Genomic DNA, 20947 nt, shown 5'->3' with positions numbered 1-20947 from the left:
GCTTTTCCCCGACTCGCCAGACTAGCTCCGCTTCGTCAACAAAACGACGTTTTCTACATGGTGGGTATGGGGAAACATATCAACCGGCTGCACATTGGCCACCGAGTATCCTTCGTCCAGAATTCCCAGATCACGAGCCTGTGTCGCTGTATTGCAGCTCACATAGACGATCCGCGCGGGCGCTGCCCGTAGCAATTGACGCGTCACAGCCTCATCCATACCAGCCCGGGGCGGATCGGTAATGACCACATCGGGACGACCGTGCTGGTCGAAGAAACCATCCGTCAGAATGTCGCGCATGTCGCCCGCGTAGAAGCTGGCGTTGGTGATATCGTTTACCTGGGCGTTGATGCGGGCATCGGCCACGGAGGCTTCAACGTACTCGACGCCAACCACTTCTTTAGCCTGCCGGGCCACGAACAGCGCAATGGTACCGGTGCCGGTATACAGGTCGTAGACCCGCTCCTGACCGGTCAGCCCCGCCCACTGACGCGCCACGCTGTACAGATTATACGCCTGCTGGGCGTTGGTCTGGTAGAACGACTTGGGACCCACCCGGAATACCAGGTCTTCCATGCGTTCCTCGATGTACGGCTTCCCCGCCCAGTTGATCACCGTCTGATCCTGATAGCTGTCGTTTTTCTTGGTATTGAGGATATAGTTGAGGGACGTTATCTCCGGAAACGAACGGTGCAGATGCGTCATCAGACCATTCAGCAGATCCGGGTTATCCTGCGCGACCTGCAACGTTACCATAATCTGCTGCGTAGTATCGGCGGTGCGGATAATGAGCGTTCGGAGGAAACCCGTATGCAGTTTCAGGTTGTACATGCTGATGCCGTGCAGATAGGCATAGTCGGCCACGGCCAGCCGGATGGCGTTCGACGGGTCGGGCTGGAGGTAACAATGCCGGATCGGAAGAACTTTGTCGAAACGGCCCGGCACGTGAAAACCAACCGCGCGCGGATCCATATCGTCGTCGGTACTGACTTCGGCCCGGGTCAGCCAGCGCCCTTCGGCACAGGTAAACTCGAGTTTGTTCCTATAGTATTGCGTTGGATGCGCAGCCAGTATAGGGAGAATAGGCGGCAAATCGACTTTTCCGATGCGAGTCAGGTGATCAACCACCTGCTGATGTTTGAACCGTAGTTGCTCATCGTAGCGGATGTGTTGCCACTTGCAGCCACCACAGGTACCGAAGTGTTCACAGAACGGCTCGGTCCGAACGGCAGACTGCTCGTGAATATGCTCCGCAACGGCTTCGCGGTACTGCTTTTTGCGGTTCGTGATGCGCAGGTCCACCCGGTCGCCGGGGGCCACGCCCGGGCCACCAGTGGGGTTTTCTACGAATATGACGCCATCGTCGGTCCGTACAATACATTTCCCTTCGGCGGCTACGGAATCGATCGTAACGTCGTACAACCGTTCGGGTGCTTTATGACTCTTTCTGCGCATGAATGTCTTTAAAAACTGCTAATTTAAGCAGCCGTTTTCGGACGGTCTCACTGCCGAATCGTTTCTGTCTATGCTGAATCTGTACTGTCGTTTCTGGGTTGTGCTGTTCGTTACGGGTTTATCACTGATTGTCAGCCATATGACTTCAGCCACGCACATTGTCGGTGGCGAGCTGGAATTACAGAAGCTGGGGCCCAACAGCGCCTTTAGTCACCGGTTTAACCTGAACCTGTATTTCGACGATATCAACGGCGATGTGGGGGCCGAAGACCAAAGCGCGGTCGTTTATATTTTTCGGAAACGCGACAACGCCCTGCAGGGAAGTATACAGCTCTTCCGGGTTACCAGTCAGTTTGTCAACTACACCAGCCCGACCTGTTCGCGCCAGGATCTGCGCACCCGCCTGATTCGCTACAGTACCGACGCCACTTTTCCGCAAACCTTCAACGACGCGGGCGGGTACTACATGAGCTGGGAGCGCTGCTGTCGCAATGGCACGATCAGCAATATTGTTGATCCGGGCGGGGCGGGGTCAACCTTTTACCTCGAATTTCCGGCTCCCTTTACCGCCGGCAACGCTCCCTATACCAACTCGTCGCCCGTGTTTACCGTGGCCAAAGGCGACTATATCTGCATCAACCGCCCCTTCACCTTCGATTTCAGCGCCCGCGATCCGGACGGTGATAGCCTGGCTTATGCGATGGTGACGCCCTATAACGGGTTCAGCACCCGGGCGCTACCGAACCCGGGCCTGTCGAATCAGCCGATTGCCTATGCCGGGCCATACCCGCCTGTTCAGTGGGTCAGCGGGGTTGGTCAGCAAAACCAGATTCCGGGGTCAGTTCCTTTGCAGGTTAACCCCAGAACCGGAGTGCTCAGCGTCACCGCCGACCGGCAGGGTCTTTATGTGTTCTCCGTTGAGGTAACCGAGTACCGGAATGGCCGGCAGATTGGCCGCGTCCGGCGCGATTTTCAGCTGAAAGTCGTCGACTGCCCCAAAAATGACGCCCCTCAGCTGCTTTTTCGGCCCGACGGTCAGACGGCGTTCTACAAAGAAGGAACAGTGTTGACGATAACCGAAAAAGACACAAACTGCCTGAGCCTGTTCGTTACCGACATCAACCCGAATCAGCGGATTACAATCACCAACATGAGCGGATCCTTGCCCGGGCTTACACTGAACCCGGGTGAGTTACTCACCCGAACCGGGCAGGATACGCTACAGGCCAAGTTCTGCTTCGGCCGGTGCGTGGGGGGCGACGGACGCCCGTTTACCCTGCTCGTGCGGGCAACGGACGAAGGCTGCCCACAGGGGCTGAGCGATACCCTCAGCATCCGGCTCAACATCATTCCCTCGAACAACAACCGACCCGAAGCCGGCACCGACCTGCGGCCCGATCAAAGCCGGGTAACAGTGGGGTCTTCACTCACTTTCAACGCCTTCGGGACTGATAAAGACAATGATAATATTTCGATCCAGGCCGTGGGGCGCGGGTTTACGCTGGCGCAGGCCGGCATGTCCTTCGGCTCGGCGTCGGGTGTCGGTAACGTGTCGCAACCGTTCACCTGGAAACCCACCTGTGTGCAAACGGCGCAGGACACGTATATCGTCGATTTCATCGTAACGGATACCCGCTGCAACCGCAACCTGAGCGATACCGTCAGCGTCGTGCTGACCGCCACGGGCACTCCCAGCCAGCCCCCCGCCATCCAGACAACCCTGAACCAGCCGGTCGTTGATCTGGTGGTGACTCCCAGCGATACCGCCGGCCGGTCTACCTTCGACGTGCTGGCCACCGATCCGGATCGGGATATTCTGTACATGACCGGCACCGGCCGGGGTTTTGATATGAAAGCCGTAGGCATGACTTTTTCCAACAAAACCGGTACCCCTACCCTACAGTCGGCGTTCGACTGGAAACCCACCTGCGAGCTACTGGCCGGCAAACCCGAAGCCACCTACGTGGTCGACTTCGCAGCGGATGACCGGTCGTGTCAGCCCAATCGTACCGCCACAACCACGGTCACGTTTCGGCTCCTCGACCCATCCCTGACCGCTACGATTGTTGTGCCGAACGTATTTACGCCCAACGGTGACGGGTACAACGATTTTTTTGCCGTCAAGGACATGCCTCAAAACGCCTGTAGCGAGCAGTTTATATCCGTCGAAATTGCCAACCGCTGGGGGAAAACCATCTTCACATCGACCGATCCGAAATTCAGATGGTACGGTACCGACGCCCCGGTAGGCACGTACTATTACTTCATTCAGACCAGCAAACGTACGTTCAAAGGGCCACTCTCGCTGATTCGGTAATGGCGAATTACCTATTTTTGCCCTGTATATGAACAACACTGTAGTCTTGATTACCGGTGCCTCTTCGGGCATTGGCCGGGCGCTCGCTTTTGCTTTCGGGCGCGAAGGTGCTTCTGTCGTTATCTGCGCCCGTACCAATACGGCGATCCAGGCCGTGGCCGATGAGCTTCGGCAAGCCAATATCAACACCCTGGCCCTGGTGGCCGATGTAAGCGTTGAAGCCGATGTGAAACGGCTCATCGAGCAGACCATAGCCCAGCTCGGCCGTCTGGACATTCTCATTAATAACGCGGGCATCTCGATGCGGTCCATGCTGATCGATACCGATCCGGCCGTTATCCAGAAGGTGATGGACATCAACTTCATGGGAACTGTATATGCCACCCGTTACGCGCTTCCCCATATCATTCAGGCTAAGGGGTCCATTGTGGGAATCTCGTCCATAGCGGGCTACCGGGGTCTGCCCGTACGCGCTGGCTATTCGGCCTCCAAGTTTGCCATGAACGGATTTCTGGAAGCCGTGCGTACCGAACTTTTACATACCGGGGTGCATGTTCTGACGGCTTGCCCGGGTTTTACGGCGTCCAACATCCGCTTTGCCGCCCTCGGGGCTCAGGGTCAGGTCGTTGGGGAGACCATGCGCGATGAGGGCAGCATGATGACCGCCGAAGAATGCGCTGAACATATTCTGCGGGCCGTCCGGCAACGGAAGCGCGAGCTGATCCTGACAACCCAGGGCAAATTCACCGTATTTCTGAATAAATGGCTACCCAGCCTAATGGACAAGCTGGTTTACAATACCCTGGCCAAAGAGAAAGATTCGCCCCTGAAAAAGTAACTGGGTGGTGCGCGAAAGCGGGCAGTTAAATGATCCAGACGTTATCGCGCCGGATGTAATAGAGCTGGTTGTTCCAGAACACCCGCAGGTAGATATCTTTTTGCCCCAGGATGTTGACCTTATGCCCCCGCCCAATGACTTCGGCAACCGAAGCTGCGGCCGACGGGGCTGTCCGGAGCAATACCCGATCGGTACTGGTAATACCCGACTGAACACCTTCGGGCAGGTTTACAAAAGCCAGTAGTATCAACAGATACCCCGTCAGAACCCATTTCTGCCGTTGCGGGGTTGGCTGCCGACGCAGTGCCTTTACCAGGATAACCCCGAACACATACCCGGCGGGAACCAGCAGAAACAGCAGGACGTAGAGACTGTATTTTCGGTAGAAGAGATAAAAATAATTCAGATCGTCAGTCTCGTACCCATGCAGGTTGTTGGCCCGGGCGATTTCGTTCATCTTGAGCAAAACGGCATCGTCGGGGTGCCGATCAAAGTAAACCTGCAGGTAGTACAACAACCGGGATACGTCCTGTTGCTGCTCATACGCACTCGCTAATTTCAATAACATGGCATCTGTTGCCGTGTGTCCATCGGCCAGCGCACTTTCGTACTGAACAGCCGCAGCGGCCTGATCGCCAGCGGCAAACAGCGAATCAGCCTGGTGTAATGAATCGGCCCGGGTCAGGCACGAATACGCCATTACAGCCAGGAATAGGCTTATTTTTAGGAGCAGGGCTTGTATTGAATCAAATAAGGCCATACTTTTGCACCGCGATAAAGGAAAAGGCGTTGGTCGAACAAGGTCGATTCTGGCATCCGATCTGGTAGCTCAGCTGGTAGAGCAATACACTTTTAATGTATGGGTCCTGGGTTCGAATCCCAGCCGGATCACCAAGAAAAACGGGGAGAAAAAGAAAGGAAGTCCAGACTTCCTTTCTTTTTCTCCCCGTTTTTCTTGACTAGACTTAGAAGGGCAGATCGTTGCTTTCGTCGTCGAATGTGGTGTTGAACGGCATACCGGCGGGCTGGGATGGCTGAGCCGGACGAGACGCCTGCGCCGGGCGACCCGCCGGAGCAGCGTAACCCGGAGCGGGCGCCCCAGCGCCATCACCCTCGGTCAACTCGATCCGGAAAGCCCGCAATTCGGTGTACCAGCGATCATTGTACTCGCGCGATTCGGCACTGAAGGTTGCCTTGAGCGTATCGCCATCCGCAAACTGCTTCAGATCGCTGGCCTTCTCTCCCCAAGCTGTCAGACATACTTTTTTAGGATATTGGCTGTCAAGGGTTTCGATTACAAATTCCTGCTTGTTCCAGGGGCCATTTTTGCCCTGACCCGTTACTTCGGGCAGGACTTTGACGAGTTTTCCTATTAATTCAAGTGCCATAATGTCGTAGGCGATTACAATTGATTTAGAAGGATAAATTTACGAAAAAAGGCGGTAAATGCCTTGAATCGGCCTAAAAAAGAGAAACTTTCAGAGCTGTCTTTTGCTTCGAATTAGTAAAAAGCTATCTTTGCACCCGCAATCACGTTTTGGCCACGTGGTGAAACTGGTAGACACGCCATCTTGAGGGGGTGGTGCTGCAAGGCATGGGAGTTCGAGTCTCCCCGTGGTCACAAAGTAAACAGACAAGCACTTACATTTATTTGTAAGTGCTTGTCTGTTTATAGGGGGTTACAACAACTGCATAGACCAGTCCTGTATTCGCTTTTCTCAGATAGATAGCCGCATAATGAAGTTAATACGCTACTTAGAGATCTGTGAATGAGTCTACTTCTTTTCCGAAATCGCGTAGGTCTCTACCGAGTCGATCAGTTCAGCCAGCAGGGGCTTGTAGGTTCGTATTTTCTGCTGGTCCGGAAACTGCGGGTGCGGTTTACTGCCCACGTCGAACGGTTTGATCTGGTCGTAGGTAAGCTGGTACAGGTTGATCGACTTCTGCTCGCCGGCCGTTACGGGGGTTCCGTCAGGTTTGGTGGCTATATCAGCCGACATGTAGGGGTCGTGCGATACGAGCACCTGATTGTCTTTCGAAATAACTACATCGAGTTCGAGCGTCTGCACGCCCAGGTCGAGGGCTTTTTTTATGGCCGGGATGGTATTCTCCGGCACGAGCCCCCGCGCGCCCCGGTGCCCCTGCCGCTCGAGTTTGGGCTGCGCCCAGAGTAAGTTTGTCCAGAAAAGAAGGCTGGCAATTAATCCGGTTTTCATGATTGGCTGGCTGGTTCGTCAGTCAAAGCGTCTACCGCCCCGGGCCGCTAAGTCAGGGGCGGTAGACGGCTTTGGTGAATTCGTAATGGGTAACAGGTAACGACTAAAAACTATAGCGGGCGCCCAGCTGAACCTGGAACGGATCGCCCGAGGGCGTAACGGCCCCCCGAGTTGTTGACCCGGTAGTTGTATTGCTGGGTAGCCTGAGAAAAACCTGGTAAGGCCGCATTGCCAGTAGCCGCCGGAACGCCCAGTGCATACAGGACCTGCGAACCCAGCGACCGGTTGGTACCCCGGTTTCGGTTGAGCAGGTTGGCGAAGTTAAAGATATCGGCCGATACCTCGATGGCGTGGGTTTTGTGAATCCGGAACCGCTTCAGCGCCCGAATGTCGACTACGCCGAAGAAACCGTTGATACCTCCGTTGCGCTGGGCAATCCGACCCGAATACGTGTTGATATAGTCTTTCAGGCTCTGGCTGGCGTCGGGGTTATCAAGCAGTGCCTGCAGGCCGGCGCGCACGTTGGCCGGCAATTCCGGGCTGTTGCGGTCAAAAACGTAGGCCAGGTCATTGGTTCCCACAAAATCGGCGTTGGTGTTACCACCCGACAGCAGCGAGTAGCGCGTTCCGCCAATACCCGTATAGCGAACGCCCAGCGTGATGCCGAAGAAAGACGGCAATGTTCCGTAGAACACGACTTTGTTTCGGAAGTGATTGTCGGAATACGTAAGGGTACCGAGGTTTCGCGGATCATCTTTTACGAGTTGTACCAACGTAGCCGTGTTGGCCACGTTTCCGTGAAAAGACGTGTTGTCGCGGGTGTCGTTCCAGGTGTAGCTGGCCGTAATTTCGCCATCGCGGAAGTACTGCCAGGTAGCATCGGCCACGACGGCAAACTGATTTACTTTGCCGTCGCTGTTCAGCTCCAGCACCCGGCCCAGTCGGTTACTGATACGCCCTTGCTGCCAGTCGCCCACGCCACTCGATGGCATCGATGCCAGGGGGGCACGTACACGCCCCGGCTGTCTTCATTAGCCAGCCGGAAAAACGGATTGGCCACCATGTTCCGGTCAACCTAGAAGAGACCAGGACCACGCGCATTTTGACAGGCCTGTATACCCGTAGCTCGTGCTCCCAATAGTAGTCACTGATTTGCCAGTCGGCCGAAATGGGTACTGAATTCATCGCTCATTGATTCAACCATACTTTGAGCGCTTCGGCTCGGTCGCGGCTGATAAATACCTCTTCCGGGGCGGAGGGCGTTAGGTCGAGTTTCAACCGACCGTTGAAATGTTTATGGATGGCGGTGATGCTTTCGATACCGACAATGCACTGCCGACTGGCCCGAAAGAACAGGCGGGGGTCGAGCTGATCGACTAGTTCTTCCAGGGTTTCCGGGATGGGAAACCATTTGTTATCGGGGCATACGAGCCGGGTAATCTTGTTTTCCGAATAAAAGTACGCCACTTCACGGGTCGGAATGGCCCGGTACATATCTCGGTAGGAAACGAGAAACCGCTGGCGATACGTCCGCTGTGATTGGTTGAGTGCCTGAACCAACTGGCCATAGTCAAGGGCTGAAGGCGCGGCCGGACCGATTGTCTTTCTGAACTTGGTCAAAGCCGCTTCCAGCTCACGGGGCACAATGGGTTTGAGCAGGTAATCCAGCGAATTGAGTTTGAACGCCTGCACGGCATATTCATCGTAGGCTGTGGTAAAGATGATAGGGCAGCGCGGCTCGACCTGCCGGAACACCTCGAAGCTGAGTCCGTCGGACAGCTGAATATCACTGAACAACAGGTCCGGGTGGGCGCTGGTTTGCAAATAGGTCACAGCCTCGGTCACACTTTCCAGTACGGGGCCGATCAGAATCGTCGAATCCGCATCGGCCAACAGACGGGCCAGTCGCCGGGCAGCCGGTTGTTCGTCTTCGATAATGAGTGCGGTCATGGCCTGAACAAAAACAGTTGAACGGTAAAAAACTCGTCCGTCTCGGTCACAACGGGCGGCTTTTCACTCAAGAGCCGGTAGCGGTTGTGAATGTTGCGTAACCCAACGCCCGAAGGCATGCCCTTGGGCAGCGTTGACGGGACAGGTACGTCGTCGGCAACGGGCGAATCAGCCCCGGCTGGAACGGCCATTGGGCTTGTCATGCGCTTTTGTTTGTTGTTCACAACGAGCAGTTCGCCCCCATCGGTTACTGTCAGTTGAATACGCAGCGGCCGGGTTCGGTCGACGATGTTGTGTTTAACAGCGTTTTCGAGCAGCAACTGGAGCGTCATGGGCGGGAGTTGCCAGGACCGGTACCGATCCGGTATCGTGATCTCGGCTTGTAGATTGGCCCCGAATCGTTTGTCGAGCAGGTACAGATAGGCCTGAGCCAGATCAAGTTCTTCATCGAGGGTTACCAGCGTCTGATCGCGTTTTTGCAGGACGTACCGGTACACCAGCGATAAGTTCTCGATAAAATCGACGGCCTGCCGGGGGCTTTCTTCGACAATAGCCGTCAGCGTATTCAGGTTGTTGAACAGAAAATGGGGGTCGAGCTGGCTTTTCAGCGCTTCGTAGCGAGCCTCGACCGACTCCCGTTTGAGTCGTTCCGTTTCCAGCAGGGATGCCTGCCACCGCCCGAAAAAGTAGGCCCCCGTATGAATGGCGTTAAGGAAAAGCGCCATCAGACTGCCAAAAACCACCGTTTGGCGAATGCTCAGCCAGTCGGCCTCCGTAAATTGATAAGTCGGGTCCTCAAGAAAAACCAACAGCCAGACGAGCAAGCCGACAATCAGAACACTATCGAAGACGAGCGCGACAAACTGGGTTATAAAGCGCAGCATGGGCTTCTGGTCCCAGGGCATACGTCTATTTAACCAGTGGGTTGTCCAAAGGCTGCTTTCCGACAGTAAATAGGCACCACCCAGCGCCACGCAGATATCAACGCAGTAGGTTTGCCACGCATCGGGCCCTTGGTAGCTGGCGTGGTTGAACGACTGCGGGTCGATGTAATAAATAATGAGGTACAGCAACAGGCCAAACAAAGGCGTGCCCACTAACCGGAACCATTTCGTGAAAGAAGTCATGGCATCAGGCAGGTCGGTTGGGTTTTCTGATGGTGATCAAGCCGCTAAGGATGATGAAGCTGTATCCGCAAAACAACCAGGCGGCAAACAGCGAATCGGCTTCGGGTCGGACCGCCGATGCGGGCATATTCGGAAAAACATCGGTAAAGAAAAATAAGGTTCCCGCGTCGAATAGCATGCCGGGTAGGGCAAACAGGGTTGCCGCCAGCAGTTTTTCCGACTCGCGAACGTGCCGGGTTCGGTACAGAATGTTCATCAGCAAAACCATACCAATGGCCACCCCCACGAAAGCAGCAATCGTTAACGGTGTATTGCCCGGAACCAGCAGATACTGCCCAACGAAGCGCAGTAATAGCGTGGCAACGGCCCAGACCACAACGCCCGCGCCCAGAAAAAACGACCTGAATGGTGCAACAGGGACGACTACATAGGCCTTGATTTTATTGACGTACTCTTTACCCAGCAAAGCGACCGATGCTGCAAAGGCCAGTTCACCCAACACGGCAATACCCGTGATAAGACCGGCCCTGGCCGTGCCAGCCAGCGGAAGCGTGACAAAGGGCAAGGTAAGGGCCGCGACAAGCGTAAGGCACGAAACGACAAACAGAATAACACCCAGTCGTTTCGACGTTTTGGGCGATAATCGATTCAGTGTCTGCATGAGTAGAAAACAAGTTTAGAGAGGAGAACTAGGGCTTTGACTCATCATTACCCACGGCTTTATCCAGCTCGACGGTGGCGATCAACACGTCGTACAGGGCCTGAACCCGGTTGCTTTGGGCCTGCCGCAGGGCTAATTCCGCATCGGCGACTTCGCTCCACCGGGCAAGGCCCTGCCGGTAGCGGCTCCGGACGAGAGCATAACTACGCTCGGCCGCGGCAATGGTCCGGCCCTGAGCCGTTAACCGTTCGCGGGCTTCTTCCACGGCGTACTGACCGTACGTTACCTCATTGCGGATCAACGCCCGATTGTAGGCCAGTTGCCGCCCGGCCTGGAAGTAGGCCAGACGGGCCTGCCGTACTTTGGGCTGGAGGGTTGGGTTCCAGATCGGTAGCGTTAACTGCACTCCCAGAAACGCAGTCAACGGCCATCGCGAACGACCGAAGTCGAAGTTGCTCATCTGCGACTGGGTGCTGAGCTGCCCGAACAAACCGAGCGTTGGCTTGCTTCGGCTTCTCTCGAGCTCGGTTTGGCGCTGGCTTTGTTCCAGCGACAGGGCGAGAAGCCGCAGTTCGGGCCTTTGGGTTAGGGCCTGGTCCACTACGTTGGGGTCGGTCAGGGGCGGGCCGGCGTCTGGCAATGTCAGCGAGTCCGTTAGCACCAGTGGCGCGGTGCTGGGCAGGTCGAGCAGGGTGGCCAGTGAACCCGTCAGTTGCCGGATGGTCCGTTCCAGCTTCGACAGGTTTGGGCGCTGGTTTTCGCGTTCGACAAACGCCCGAAGCGTGTCGGCATCCGTGGCCAGCTGTACCCGAAGCAGGTTGCGGGTTTCGCGCAGGGCTTCGTCGGCACGGGCCATGCTCTGGCGGGCCAACTGCTGCTGAGCCTGGGCCAACAGGACGGACAGATACAATTTTTTGACCTCGGCTACCTGCCGGTTCGCCACGACCCGGACTTGCTGTTGGGCCTGCTGCTGACCGTTGCTGGCTAACCGGCGACTGATGCGCAGGTCGGGCTGGATCAGCGGCATGGTCACGTTGACAGCTCCGGTGTAGCCGTTGGGCAGGGCAGCCGCCACGGGCGTCAGGCGGTTGTTGTCGAAGGCAAACGAGCCGGTTGCCGGGTCGATGTTTACGGCCGGGAAGAAAAAAACGGGCGGTTTGATATTGTGCTGGTATTGCCCGGTAGCACTGAACGTGGGCAAGGCCGCCCGCCTGACTTCCTCTAGCCGGGCGTCAGCTTTGTCCACCTCCAGCTGCGCCACCACCACCTCACCATTGACCCGCCGAACCCGGTCTACGGCGTCTTGCAGAGACAGGGCATAGGGGTGAGAGGCTGGGACCTGGGTCAGTGGGGATTGGGTCGGTAGCTGAGCGTGGGCCGCCTGAAGCGTAAACATCACCGCCAGCATCGTAGCCACCCCCGCCCGATTACCCTTCGCTCCCTGCCCCACGGCCTTACCCTTCTGCCTCAGGCCCTTTGCCCATACCCGCAGCCGCGTTACATCCAGGTAGACCGTTGGCACAAAGACCAGCGTCAGAAACATGGAACTGGACAGTCCACCAATCAGGGCCCAGGCCAGGCCGGTTTTTAGCTCCGCGCCGGGGCCGGAAGCCAGGGCAATGGGCAGCATCCCGATCACCATGGCCAGTGTCGTCATCAAAATCGGCCGCAGGCGGGTTTGGCCCGCGTCGAGCAGGGCGTCGGTCACGGTCATGCCTGCCTCCCGGTTTTCATTGGCCCGTTCGACCAGCAGGATCGCGTTTTTGGCCACCAGTCCGAGCATCATAATCATGCCCAGCAGGCTAAACACATTGAGTGAATTCATGGTCAGTGCCAGCGCCAGCAGCGCACCCACGACGGCCACCGGAATCGAGAACAGGACGACAAACGGATACAGCCACGAGTTGTACAGCGCAACCATGATGAGGTACATGAACAGAATGGCTGCGCCAAACACCAGCCCCAGCTTGCCGAAGGCATCGTCCTGAAGTTCGAGATCACCGCCGTAGGTGATGCGCACATCGGGGGGTACGTTCAGGGCTGTAACCGCTTGCCGGATATCCTCACCAATGGCGCCCACCGGCCGACCAATCACCTGCGAATAAATAGTCACGGCGTTGCTGCGGTCCTTGCGTTCCAGCAGGGCGGGCATGAACGCATCGTGCACCTCGGCAATCTGGTGCAGCGCCACGGGCTGACCAGCGGGGTTAATGAGCGTGAGTCGGCGGAGTGTAGCGGTGCGGTTGCGGTCCGTTTCCTGAAGCCGTACCCGAACGGTCACCGACACGTCGTTCTGCTGTATCGTCAGGTCGTCGTATCCGGCCAGTGCCGTGCGCAGGAGGCCCCCCACCTCTTCGGTAGTCAGGCCGTAGCGGGCCAGTTTTTCGGGATCAACGGAAATCTGCACCTCCGGTTTCAGGCTTTCGCCCGACAACCGAATGTCGGCGGTACCCGGAATTGAACACATTCGGTCGCCAATTCGGCGGGCCTGCTGTTGCACCTGTGCCCGATCGGCCCCGTTGACGATCACGATAATCGGTTGGGTCGCGTCGGAGCCGAGCAGCCCAATGGGCGAAACACGCATCCGCACACCCGGCTCGCGGGCAATGATTTCTTTGACCTGCCGTGACAACTGAGCCAGGCTGCGGGTACGTTCCTCGCGTGGTTTGAACGTCAGGTTCAGCTCGGCCGTATGGGTGGTGGGCACGCCGACAAAACCGTCCGGATTAGCCCCAACATTGGTAAAGACCTTGGTTACCTCGGGCATCCGGCGAAAGGCGCTTTCCAGTCGTTTCGCCATCGCATCGGTCTGTTCCAGTTTTGCGCCGTCGGGCAATTGCGCAATAACCTGCACTTCGCCTTTATCGGCGGGGGCGGTAAATTCAGTGCCGATGAAGCCCGAAACCGGAAGCCATAAAGCGCCCACAAACAGGACCAGAACCAGGCTGGCAACCGTTTTGCGGTGTTCCAGCGCCCAGGCCAGCCCCTGAAGATACCTGTTGCTTATCCAATCGTACTGCCGCTCGAACCACAAACTAAACCTACCCATCAGGGTATATTTGGTCAAAGGTTCTAAGCGTCCAAAGCGCGACGCGATCATGGGCGTCAGCGTGAACGAAACGAGCAGACTAAATAAGGTGGAGATGACAACGACCAGCGCAAACTCACGCATCAGATCGCCGATCAGGCCTGGTGCCAGCGAGAGCGGTACAAAAACAACCACATCGACGAGCGTGATGGCCAGGGCGGCAAAGCCGATCTCGTTACGACCGTCGAGCGCGGCCTGACGCTTTTCCTTGCCGTGTTCCAACTGTTTGTATATGTTTTCCAGCACCACAATCGAGTCGTCGACCAGAATGCCGACCACCAGCGACAGGGCCAGCAGCGTCAGCAGGTTCAGCGAAAAGCCCAACAGGTTCATGAAGACGAAAGTGGAAAGCAGCGAAGCCGGAATAGCGACCATTACGATCAGCGACGAGCGCAGGCTGTGCAGGAACACGAACATGACCAGCGCCACCAGCCCAATGGCCAGAAACAGATCGTGGTTAACGGCTTCGGCCGCAGCCAGGGTAAATTCGGAACCGTCCTGAGCCACGTCGAAGTGAAGGCCCTGCGCCGAAAAGTCGGTCTGGAGTGTCTGCATCTCGGCCCTGACGCGCTGGCTGATCTCCACATTATTCGCGCCCGATTGCTTGGTTATCAGTACCCCAACCGACGACCGGCCGTTGTAGCGGTTGATATTTTCAGCGTCCCTGGCCTGCGTCCGGATGGTCCCAATTTCCCCCAGCCGAATGGTTTGGCCGGGCCGTGACTGGCCGTTGGAAACCACAATCGACCGCAAACGGCTTAACTCGTCCGTTTTACCGACCACGCGCACCGAGTACAGCGCGTCGTGGTCTTTAACATTACCAGCCGGGACATTGAGGTTGGCCTGCCGAATCGCATTCGTCACCTGAAGAACCGACAACCGGCGTTCTTCCAACCGGCGGACGTCCAGGTCGACGGCCACTTCCGTTTCGGCGAGGCCCACGAAACTGACCTGACCCACGCCGGGTACCTGCGCCAGCCGTGGTTTGATCTGGTTTTTCAGCAGTGTCCCCAGCTCGAGCGGGGGCAGCTGGCTCGTGATAGCCACGCGCAACACGGGCAGATCAGTCAGGGAATATTTGCTGACCTGCGGGGTTTTGCTGCCAACCGGTAGTTTGGCCAGTATATCGTTAACCCGGCGCTGGGTTTCCTGCAATGCCTTATCGGGATCGGCTTCCTGCCGGAACTCGATGGTCACCAGCGATATGTTTTCCAGCGACTGGGCGGTGATGCGTTTGACCTTGTCGGCGGTCGAAACGGCTTCTTCGACGGGCCGCGTGATCGACGATTCCAGTTCGCCCGGTGACGCGCCCGGCCATACGGTCGCAACCGTGACAAAGGGCGTTGCGATATTGGGCAGCAGTTCGTAACGCAGTTGCGTATACGAAAACAGGCCGACGATACCGAGTACCAAAAACAGGACAATGATCAGAATGGGCCGGGTTATGGACAGTTGCGTAAGGTTCATGGTTGTAGCGTTGACGAGTGAACAGGAAGCCCATTACGCAGACCCGTAGCCCCACTGACCACGATCCGTTCCCCGGCCTCTAGGCCCCGGCGCACCACCAGATCGGTGCCAACCACATCGCCCGTCTGGATGGGGCGACGCAGAACCCGCTGGCCTTGCAGGACATAAACCGCAGTTGAGTCGCCGTTCTGGATAATTGCCGTTCGCGGAATCGTCAGTACAGGGGTTACCGGCCTCTTGTTGCGGCTAACCTGGGCGGTCAGGCCAACCCGTAACGGGTATCGTGTATTGGCGTTGTTGACGCGTATCTCCACGGGAAACCGGCCCGGAACGGAGGTTCCCGGAACGGAGGTTCCGGAAACCGACCAGTCTCCCCCTTTCAGCCCGATGTGGTGCACCGTGCCGCGAAAGGGTACGCCCGGATAGGCCTCAAACCGGACCGGCACGACCTGACCAACGGCCCAGTCAGTAAGTTCGGTTTCGGGCACACTGATGGTCACTTTAACAGCCGACACATCGGTGATGGTGGCCAGCGGTGTTCCGGGGGCAATGAACATCCCACGCTCGATGGGCTTCTCGGTAATCGTACCGCCAATGGGCGCTTTAATGAGCGCATCGCCAACCTGTTTGCGGATGGACAGTAGCTGAAACTCGGCGTTACGTACCTGCAGACGCGCATTCTCGACCTCGCTGGCGGTACTATTGTTTTCGCGGTGCAGCGTTTCGTAACGAACCAGATCCTGCCGCGCTTTGGCGAGCGTTCCCTCGGCCACGACCAGCGATGCTTCGTTGACGTCAGCATCTACCCTAAGCAGCGGCTGACCTTCCCGGACTGAGCCATTAAGCCGGATATAAAGCCTACGGACGATCCCTTGCGTGGTGGCCGTCATGGCTACTTCACGCCAATAGGTGCTTTGGCCAATGTAGCTGGTTTCAGTTGTCAGCGATTGCCGACGAACGGGCGCAACGGTTACCGTTACGGGGAGGGGAAGAGCTGCTGCCTGAACCTGAGCCTGTTGGGTTTGCTGATTGTAGGCCAGCCAGAATCCGGTACCCCCCAGTAGTACCAGCCATCCGATGACCCAAACTGTCTTTTTCATGGTGCTTGTCGGCTATGATTAGCAAGACAAACCTAGCGGTGAGCAGACGGCTACAGAGCCGAAATCGAACCCAGTCGGTAAAAAGGTCCACCCAATAGTTGATTATTGACTACTGACCAGTAAGAGACCCGCCAGGTATACCGAAACGGCCGGTCTTCCTTACTTCTCGATGGCTGTCCCCGACTGAGATAATCCGTAAGAGCTTGTTTGGGGCAGGAATTTATGTGAATTCCTCTAGCCCGAATGGGCTACCTTTTCACCCCCCAGCCCCCTAAAGGGGGAGCCCATTCGGCGCGGACGGCTCCCCCTTTAGGGGGCTGGGGGGTGAAAAGGCCGGTCTCTTCACGGTTTTATCTTTTTATCAACTCTTCCCCAAACAAGCTTTTAGGCCGGGCCGCCGTCGCGGGGCTGGGGGGTGTAAGATCCGGTCTCTGCGTAGCTTTACCTTCTTATCACGCCTTCCTCAAACAACCCCTTATGACCGCCTGGGCCGTTACGCAACGTATCGCCCAATCGAGCGAACCAGCGACCGCATCACGGCATAAACTGGTGCTCCATAAAAAAGGGAAGCCCACCCGACACCTGGTGTCGAAGAATACAATAGCAGGTAGATCACATCGGACCACCCATCTGGGCTGACTGGGGAAATTACTCTCTCCGTAACCGCAACCTGGTCAGGACACGACCGAGTAAGTAATTTTTGTTTACTATTATTATTTTTCATAAACAAATTCTCATTATTGCCTATCTTTAGTTGCCGAATACTTACCTACGGAGTAGCATGTTGATTCCACCGAACGAAAAAAAACGCCTGGAAGCCCTTCATCAATATCAGATTCTGGACACCCTTCCCGAAAGAACGTTTGACCGACTAACCGAACTGGCTTCCCAAATTTGTCAGACGCCTATCTCGTTGCTGTCGCTGGTCGACGAAAACCGACTCTGGGTAAAATCGTATGTTGGTATTGAGACCCAGGAAGCCGATCGGGACACCTCATTCTGTCAATATACCATCCTTGACACGCTATTACTGGAAATTGAAGATACGCACCTGGACACCCGCTTTCAGGATAGTCCGCTGGTTGTCAATGATCCTTATCTACGCTTTTACGCGGGCTACCCACTGATAGACCCTGACGGCTATTCGCTGGGCGCCCTCTGCGTACTGGATAACGCCCCCCGGAAATTAACCGAAGATCAACGGAAAGCCCTGCAGACCCTGGCCGAGATGGCCACCGAGCTGCTGATCGAAAACCGGCAGAAACAGGAACAGGTTTACCTTAATAATCTATTTACCCTGTCAAACGACTTGATTTGTGTGGCGGGTACTGACGGCTACTTCAAGCGGCTGAACCCCGCCTTTTCGCACATTCTGGGGTGGGATGAGGCCTATCTGTTGCAGACCTCCTTTGCCGACCTGGTCCACCCGGACGACGTTCAGTCAACCCAGCAGGAAATTAACCGGCTGGCGGCCGGCAACCCGACCGTTAACTTTTCTCACCGGTTTCGGTGTCAGGATGGGTCGTACAGAAACCTGCAGTGGGTGGCTACGCCTGAACCGGGCACCGGGTCCATTTTCGCCATTGCGCGCGACGTGACCAACGAAAAGCGGAAAGAGCAGCAGCTCTTTCAGTCAGAGAGCAAGTTCCGGTCCTTCTTCGAAAATTCCCAGGGGTTCATGTGCATCCACGATCTGGAGGGCCGTTTCCTGACGGTCAATACGGCCGGGGCCCAGGCGCTGGGGTACCAGCCCGACGAACTCATCGGGGGTCGGCTGCACGATATTGTTCCCAAACATCACCACGAGAAGCTGAATGATTACCTGACGACCATTCGGGATACCGGCCAGGCCAATGGGATCATGCACACCCACCATAAAGATGGCTCTCTGCTGATCTGGCTGTTTAACAATACCCTGGAGAAGGAGCTTTCCGGCGATGTTTTTGTCATTGGCAATGCGATTGATATTACCCGCCGGCATCAACTCGAAGTGGACCTGAAATGGACCCAGCATATCCTTGAGCAGACTAACGAGGTAGCCCGCATTGGTACATGGTCGGTAGATATGGTAAAAAATACGATCGACTGGTCGAGGGTAACGAGAGCCATCCATGAAGTTCCAGACGACTATAAACCTACGTTTGAGACAGCAGTCAATTTCTTCGAGGGGCCCCAATACTTGCTGATCACGGAGGCCCTGAACCGGGCGATTCAGCAGGGAATCTCGTACGATATCGAGTTGCAGATTGTCACCGCAACGGGCCGAACCGTGTGGGTGCGCACGGTAGGAACCCCGGAATTTGAGGGGGGCGTATGCAAACGGCTATACGGTACCTTCCAGGATATTGATGACAAAAAGCGGGCTGAACAGGCGCTCATGAACGAAAAGTCGCGGCTGTCGGCTTTTGTCGAACATGCCCCGGCGGCCGTGGCCATGTTTGACCGTTCAGTTCGATACATCGCGGTTAGTAACCGATGGATGGAAGACTATCAGCTGACCGAGAGCGTAATTGGCCGGAGCCATTACGACGTTTTTCCGAATATTTCGGACGCCTGGAAAGCGTTGCACGCCCGCTGCATCGAAGGGGCCGTGGAGAAAAACGACGAAGATGTATGGCGCCCCAACGGCTGGAACCACGATCAGTATCTCCGCTGGGAGGTACGTCCCTGGTACCAGTTCGACGGGTCGATCGGGGGGATCATGATGTTTACCCAGGATATTACCGAAGCCTGCCAGCAACGCGACGAACTCAGAAAAGCCAAGCTCCTGGCCGAACAGGCCAGCATGGCCAAATCGGAGTTTCTAGCCAACATGAGCCACGAAATCAGAACCCCGCTGAACGGGGTGATCGGGTTTACCGATCTGGTCCTGAAGACCTCCCTCAATGCCACCCAGCATCAGTACTTATCGATCGTAAGCCAATCGGCCAATGCGCTGCTGAGTATCATCAACGACATTCTTGATTTCTCGAAAATCGAGGCTGGCAAGCTGGAGCTGTCTCTGGAGAAAGTGGACCTTTACGAACTCAGCAGCCAGGCAGCGGGCATCATAACCTATCAGGCTCAGCAGAAAGGGCTTGAGATGCTGCTGAACCTGCCGACCAACCTCCCCCGCTTCGTTCATGTCGACAGCGTTCGGCTCAAGCAGGTGCTGGTCAACCTGCTCGGCAACGCGGTCAAGTTCACCGAACGCGGGGAAATAGAGTTGAAAATAAAGCCGCTCACCGACAGCAGGCAGCCGCTCGTTACCTACCGATTCGAAGTACGCGACACCGGCATTGGCATACAGCCGGAGATGCAGGAACGCATTTTTGAAGCCTTTTCGCAGGCCGACCCGTCGACCACCAAGAAGTACGGCGGCACCGGGCTGGGGCTGACCATCTCCAATAAACTGCTTGGCCTGATGGGTAGCCAGCTCCAGCTCACGAGCGAACCTGGTCAGGGCAGCTGCTTTTTCTTCGACATCCGGCTGAAAACAGAACTGGGCGAGCCCATTCTCTGGCGCGATGTTAACCTGATTCGGAAAGTGCTGATCGTTGACGATAACGAAAATAACCGGCTGATCCTGCGTCAGATGTTTTCGCTCAAACAGATTCAGGTTGATGAAGCCCGCAATGGGTTCGATGCTTTACAATTACTGGGGCAGCACCGGCAGTATGATGTTATCCTGATGGATTATCACATGCCCTACATGGATGGCATCGAAACGATAGAAAAAATCAGGGCTAACTTCCCCAGCGAGCAACAGGCTATCATCCTGCTTCACAGCTCTTCCGATGATGAGCGAATCATCAGGGCCAGCGAAGAACTGGCCATTAACCAGCGACTCGTCAAACCGATTAAAATGGTTGAGCTGTACCATGCCTTATCCCGGCTGAATCAGCAGGAACCGAAGCCCGTACAGCCCGCCGACAATCCGCCCACGCGATCGGAGCCTACCCTGGTGAAGGTGTTGCTAGTGGAGGATAACCACATCAATCAGCTGCTGGCGAAAACCATTGTATCCCGCATTGTACCCAACGTGCAGATCAGCGAAGCCCTGAACGGACTGGAAGCGGTTGAACAGTACACATCCGTTCAGCCCGACCTCATCCTGATGGATATACAGATGCCCCTGATGAACGGCTACGAGGCCACGCAGCGTATTCGGGAGTTACAGCAGGGCCGCCACGTACCCATCATTGCCCTGACGGCCGGTACGGTAAAGGGAGAACGTGAACGCTGCCTGGCCGCGGGCATGGACGACTTTGTGGCCAAACCCATTGTGGAAGAAACCATTGTATCGGTATTCCATAAATGGCTGCGGGCTATACCCGAACCGGCTAAGCCTACCTCCGCTGCTACGCCCCGGACCACGGTTGACCACGTTGCCCACTACGATCCTGATGTCATCAAAAACCTGGCGGGCCAGGATCCGACGTTTATTCGGGAACTGGTAGAAGCCGCCGGGTTCGAACTGCGCAAATCGCTGTCGGTTCTTCAATCGAGCCTTCTGCCCCTGAATCCGTCGGGGATCAAGGGAGCCGCCCATAAGCTGCGGGGTACGGCCCTGAGCGCCGGTATGCCCACCCTCGCCCAGCAATGCAGCACCCTCGAACAACTGGACACTTATACCGATCAGGTTGTGCAGGAGCACGTTCTGCAGATCGAGTTTGAAGTCAACCTGGTTCTTTCCCTGATGACAAGTGCCATTTAAACGAAACCAGCCCAGGCCCCTTATTGACCGAA

12 protein-coding genes, 2 tRNA genes and 1 pseudogene are annotated in these 20947 nt (G+C 56.3%); 5 read left to right on the top strand and 10 right to left on the bottom strand.

The annotated features are described in order from the left end of the window. Positions 1 to 21: 21 nt before the first annotated feature. On the bottom strand, positions 22 to 1455 hold the full coding sequence (gene rlmD, locus EQG79_RS12465) for a 23S rRNA (uracil(1939)-C(5))-methyltransferase RlmD (RefSeq protein WP_129601671.1): 1434 nt from the start codon (positions 1453 to 1455) through the stop codon (positions 22 to 24). Between the two features lie 70 nt (positions 1456 to 1525). Between rlmD and EQG79_RS12460 the strand changes: the two genes are divergently transcribed. After that, on the top strand, positions 1526 to 3772 hold the full coding sequence (locus EQG79_RS12460; protein WP_129601670.1) for a T9SS type B sorting domain-containing protein: 2247 nt from the start codon (positions 1526 to 1528) through the stop codon (positions 3770 to 3772). Positions 3773 to 3800: 28 nt separating this feature from the next. Further along, positions 3801 to 4610, top strand: coding sequence for an SDR family oxidoreductase (locus EQG79_RS12455; protein ID WP_077921012.1), 810 nt, complete (start codon positions 3801 to 3803; stop codon positions 4608 to 4610). Between the two features lie 25 nt (positions 4611 to 4635). Here EQG79_RS12455 and EQG79_RS12450 read toward each other — a convergent pair whose 3' ends face one another. After that, complete coding sequence (locus tag EQG79_RS12450) at positions 4636 to 5310, bottom strand: hypothetical protein (RefSeq protein ID WP_129602275.1); 675 nt, start codon at positions 5308 to 5310, stop codon at positions 4636 to 4638. 118 nt (positions 5311 to 5428) lie between these two features. Between EQG79_RS12450 and EQG79_RS12445 the strand changes: the two genes are divergently transcribed. After that, positions 5429 to 5504, top strand: a tRNA-Lys gene (locus EQG79_RS12445). 71 nt (positions 5505 to 5575) lie between these two features. Here the strand turns inward: EQG79_RS12445 and EQG79_RS12440 are convergent. Then, the gene (locus tag EQG79_RS12440) at positions 5576 to 5998 is read right to left on the bottom strand and encodes a DUF3127 domain-containing protein (RefSeq protein WP_129601669.1); all 423 of its coding nucleotides are present in this window, start codon (positions 5996 to 5998) and stop codon (positions 5576 to 5578) included. Between the two features lie 151 nt (positions 5999 to 6149). Between EQG79_RS12440 and EQG79_RS12435 the strand changes: the two genes are divergently transcribed. Further along, positions 6150 to 6231: transfer RNA gene (locus tag EQG79_RS12435), tRNA-Leu, on the top strand. Between the two features lie 154 nt (positions 6232 to 6385). Here the strand turns inward: EQG79_RS12435 and EQG79_RS12430 are convergent. From EQG79_RS12430 to EQG79_RS12400, 7 genes and pseudogenes are all read right to left on the bottom strand, one after another. After that, the gene (locus EQG79_RS12430) at positions 6386 to 6826 is read right to left on the bottom strand and encodes a glycerophosphodiester phosphodiesterase family protein (protein WP_317126250.1); all 441 of its coding nucleotides are present in this window, start codon (positions 6824 to 6826) and stop codon (positions 6386 to 6388) included. Between the two features lie 103 nt (positions 6827 to 6929). Further along, positions 6930 to 7901 (bottom strand): annotated as a pseudogene (locus EQG79_RS12425) (TonB-dependent receptor); the annotation flags it as partial. A gap of 113 nt (positions 7902 to 8014) precedes the next feature. Then, entirely contained in the window at positions 8015 to 8776 is a 762-nt protein-coding gene (locus tag EQG79_RS12420; RefSeq protein ID WP_129601668.1) for a LytR/AlgR family response regulator transcription factor, read from the bottom strand. Then, positions 8773 to 9903, bottom strand: a complete 1131-nt coding sequence (locus tag EQG79_RS12415) for a sensor histidine kinase (protein ID WP_129601667.1) — start codon at positions 9901 to 9903, stop codon at positions 8773 to 8775. The genes EQG79_RS12420 and EQG79_RS12415 overlap by 4 nt, the downstream gene beginning before the upstream one ends. Before the next feature lie 4 nt (positions 9904 to 9907). After that, positions 9908 to 10564: a DUF5367 family protein gene (locus EQG79_RS12410; protein ID WP_129601666.1), complete on the bottom strand. Its 657-nt coding sequence runs from the start codon at positions 10562 to 10564 to the stop codon at positions 9908 to 9910. Between the two features lie 28 nt (positions 10565 to 10592). Next, on the bottom strand, positions 10593 to 15119 hold the full coding sequence (locus tag EQG79_RS12405; RefSeq protein ID WP_129601665.1) for an efflux RND transporter permease subunit: 4527 nt from the start codon (positions 15117 to 15119) through the stop codon (positions 10593 to 10595). Then, positions 15116 to 16219 (bottom strand): efflux RND transporter periplasmic adaptor subunit, encoded by a 1104-nt coding sequence (locus EQG79_RS12400; protein WP_129601664.1) that lies wholly within the window; start codon positions 16217 to 16219, stop codon positions 15116 to 15118. The genes EQG79_RS12405 and EQG79_RS12400 overlap by 4 nt, the downstream gene beginning before the upstream one ends. A gap of 781 nt (positions 16220 to 17000) precedes the next feature. On the opposite strand from EQG79_RS12400, the gene EQG79_RS12395 reads away from it, so the two are divergent. Further along, the gene (locus EQG79_RS12395; protein WP_129601663.1) at positions 17001 to 20915 is read left to right on the top strand and encodes a PAS domain S-box protein; all 3915 of its coding nucleotides are present in this window, start codon (positions 17001 to 17003) and stop codon (positions 20913 to 20915) included. Positions 20916 to 20947: the final 32 nt, after the last annotated feature.

Source organism: Spirosoma sordidisoli, assembly GCF_004138325.1.
GTDB lineage: Bacteria > Bacteroidota > Bacteroidia > Cytophagales > Spirosomataceae > Spirosoma > Spirosoma sordidisoli.
This window is presented reverse-complemented; position numbering and strand designations above follow the sequence as displayed.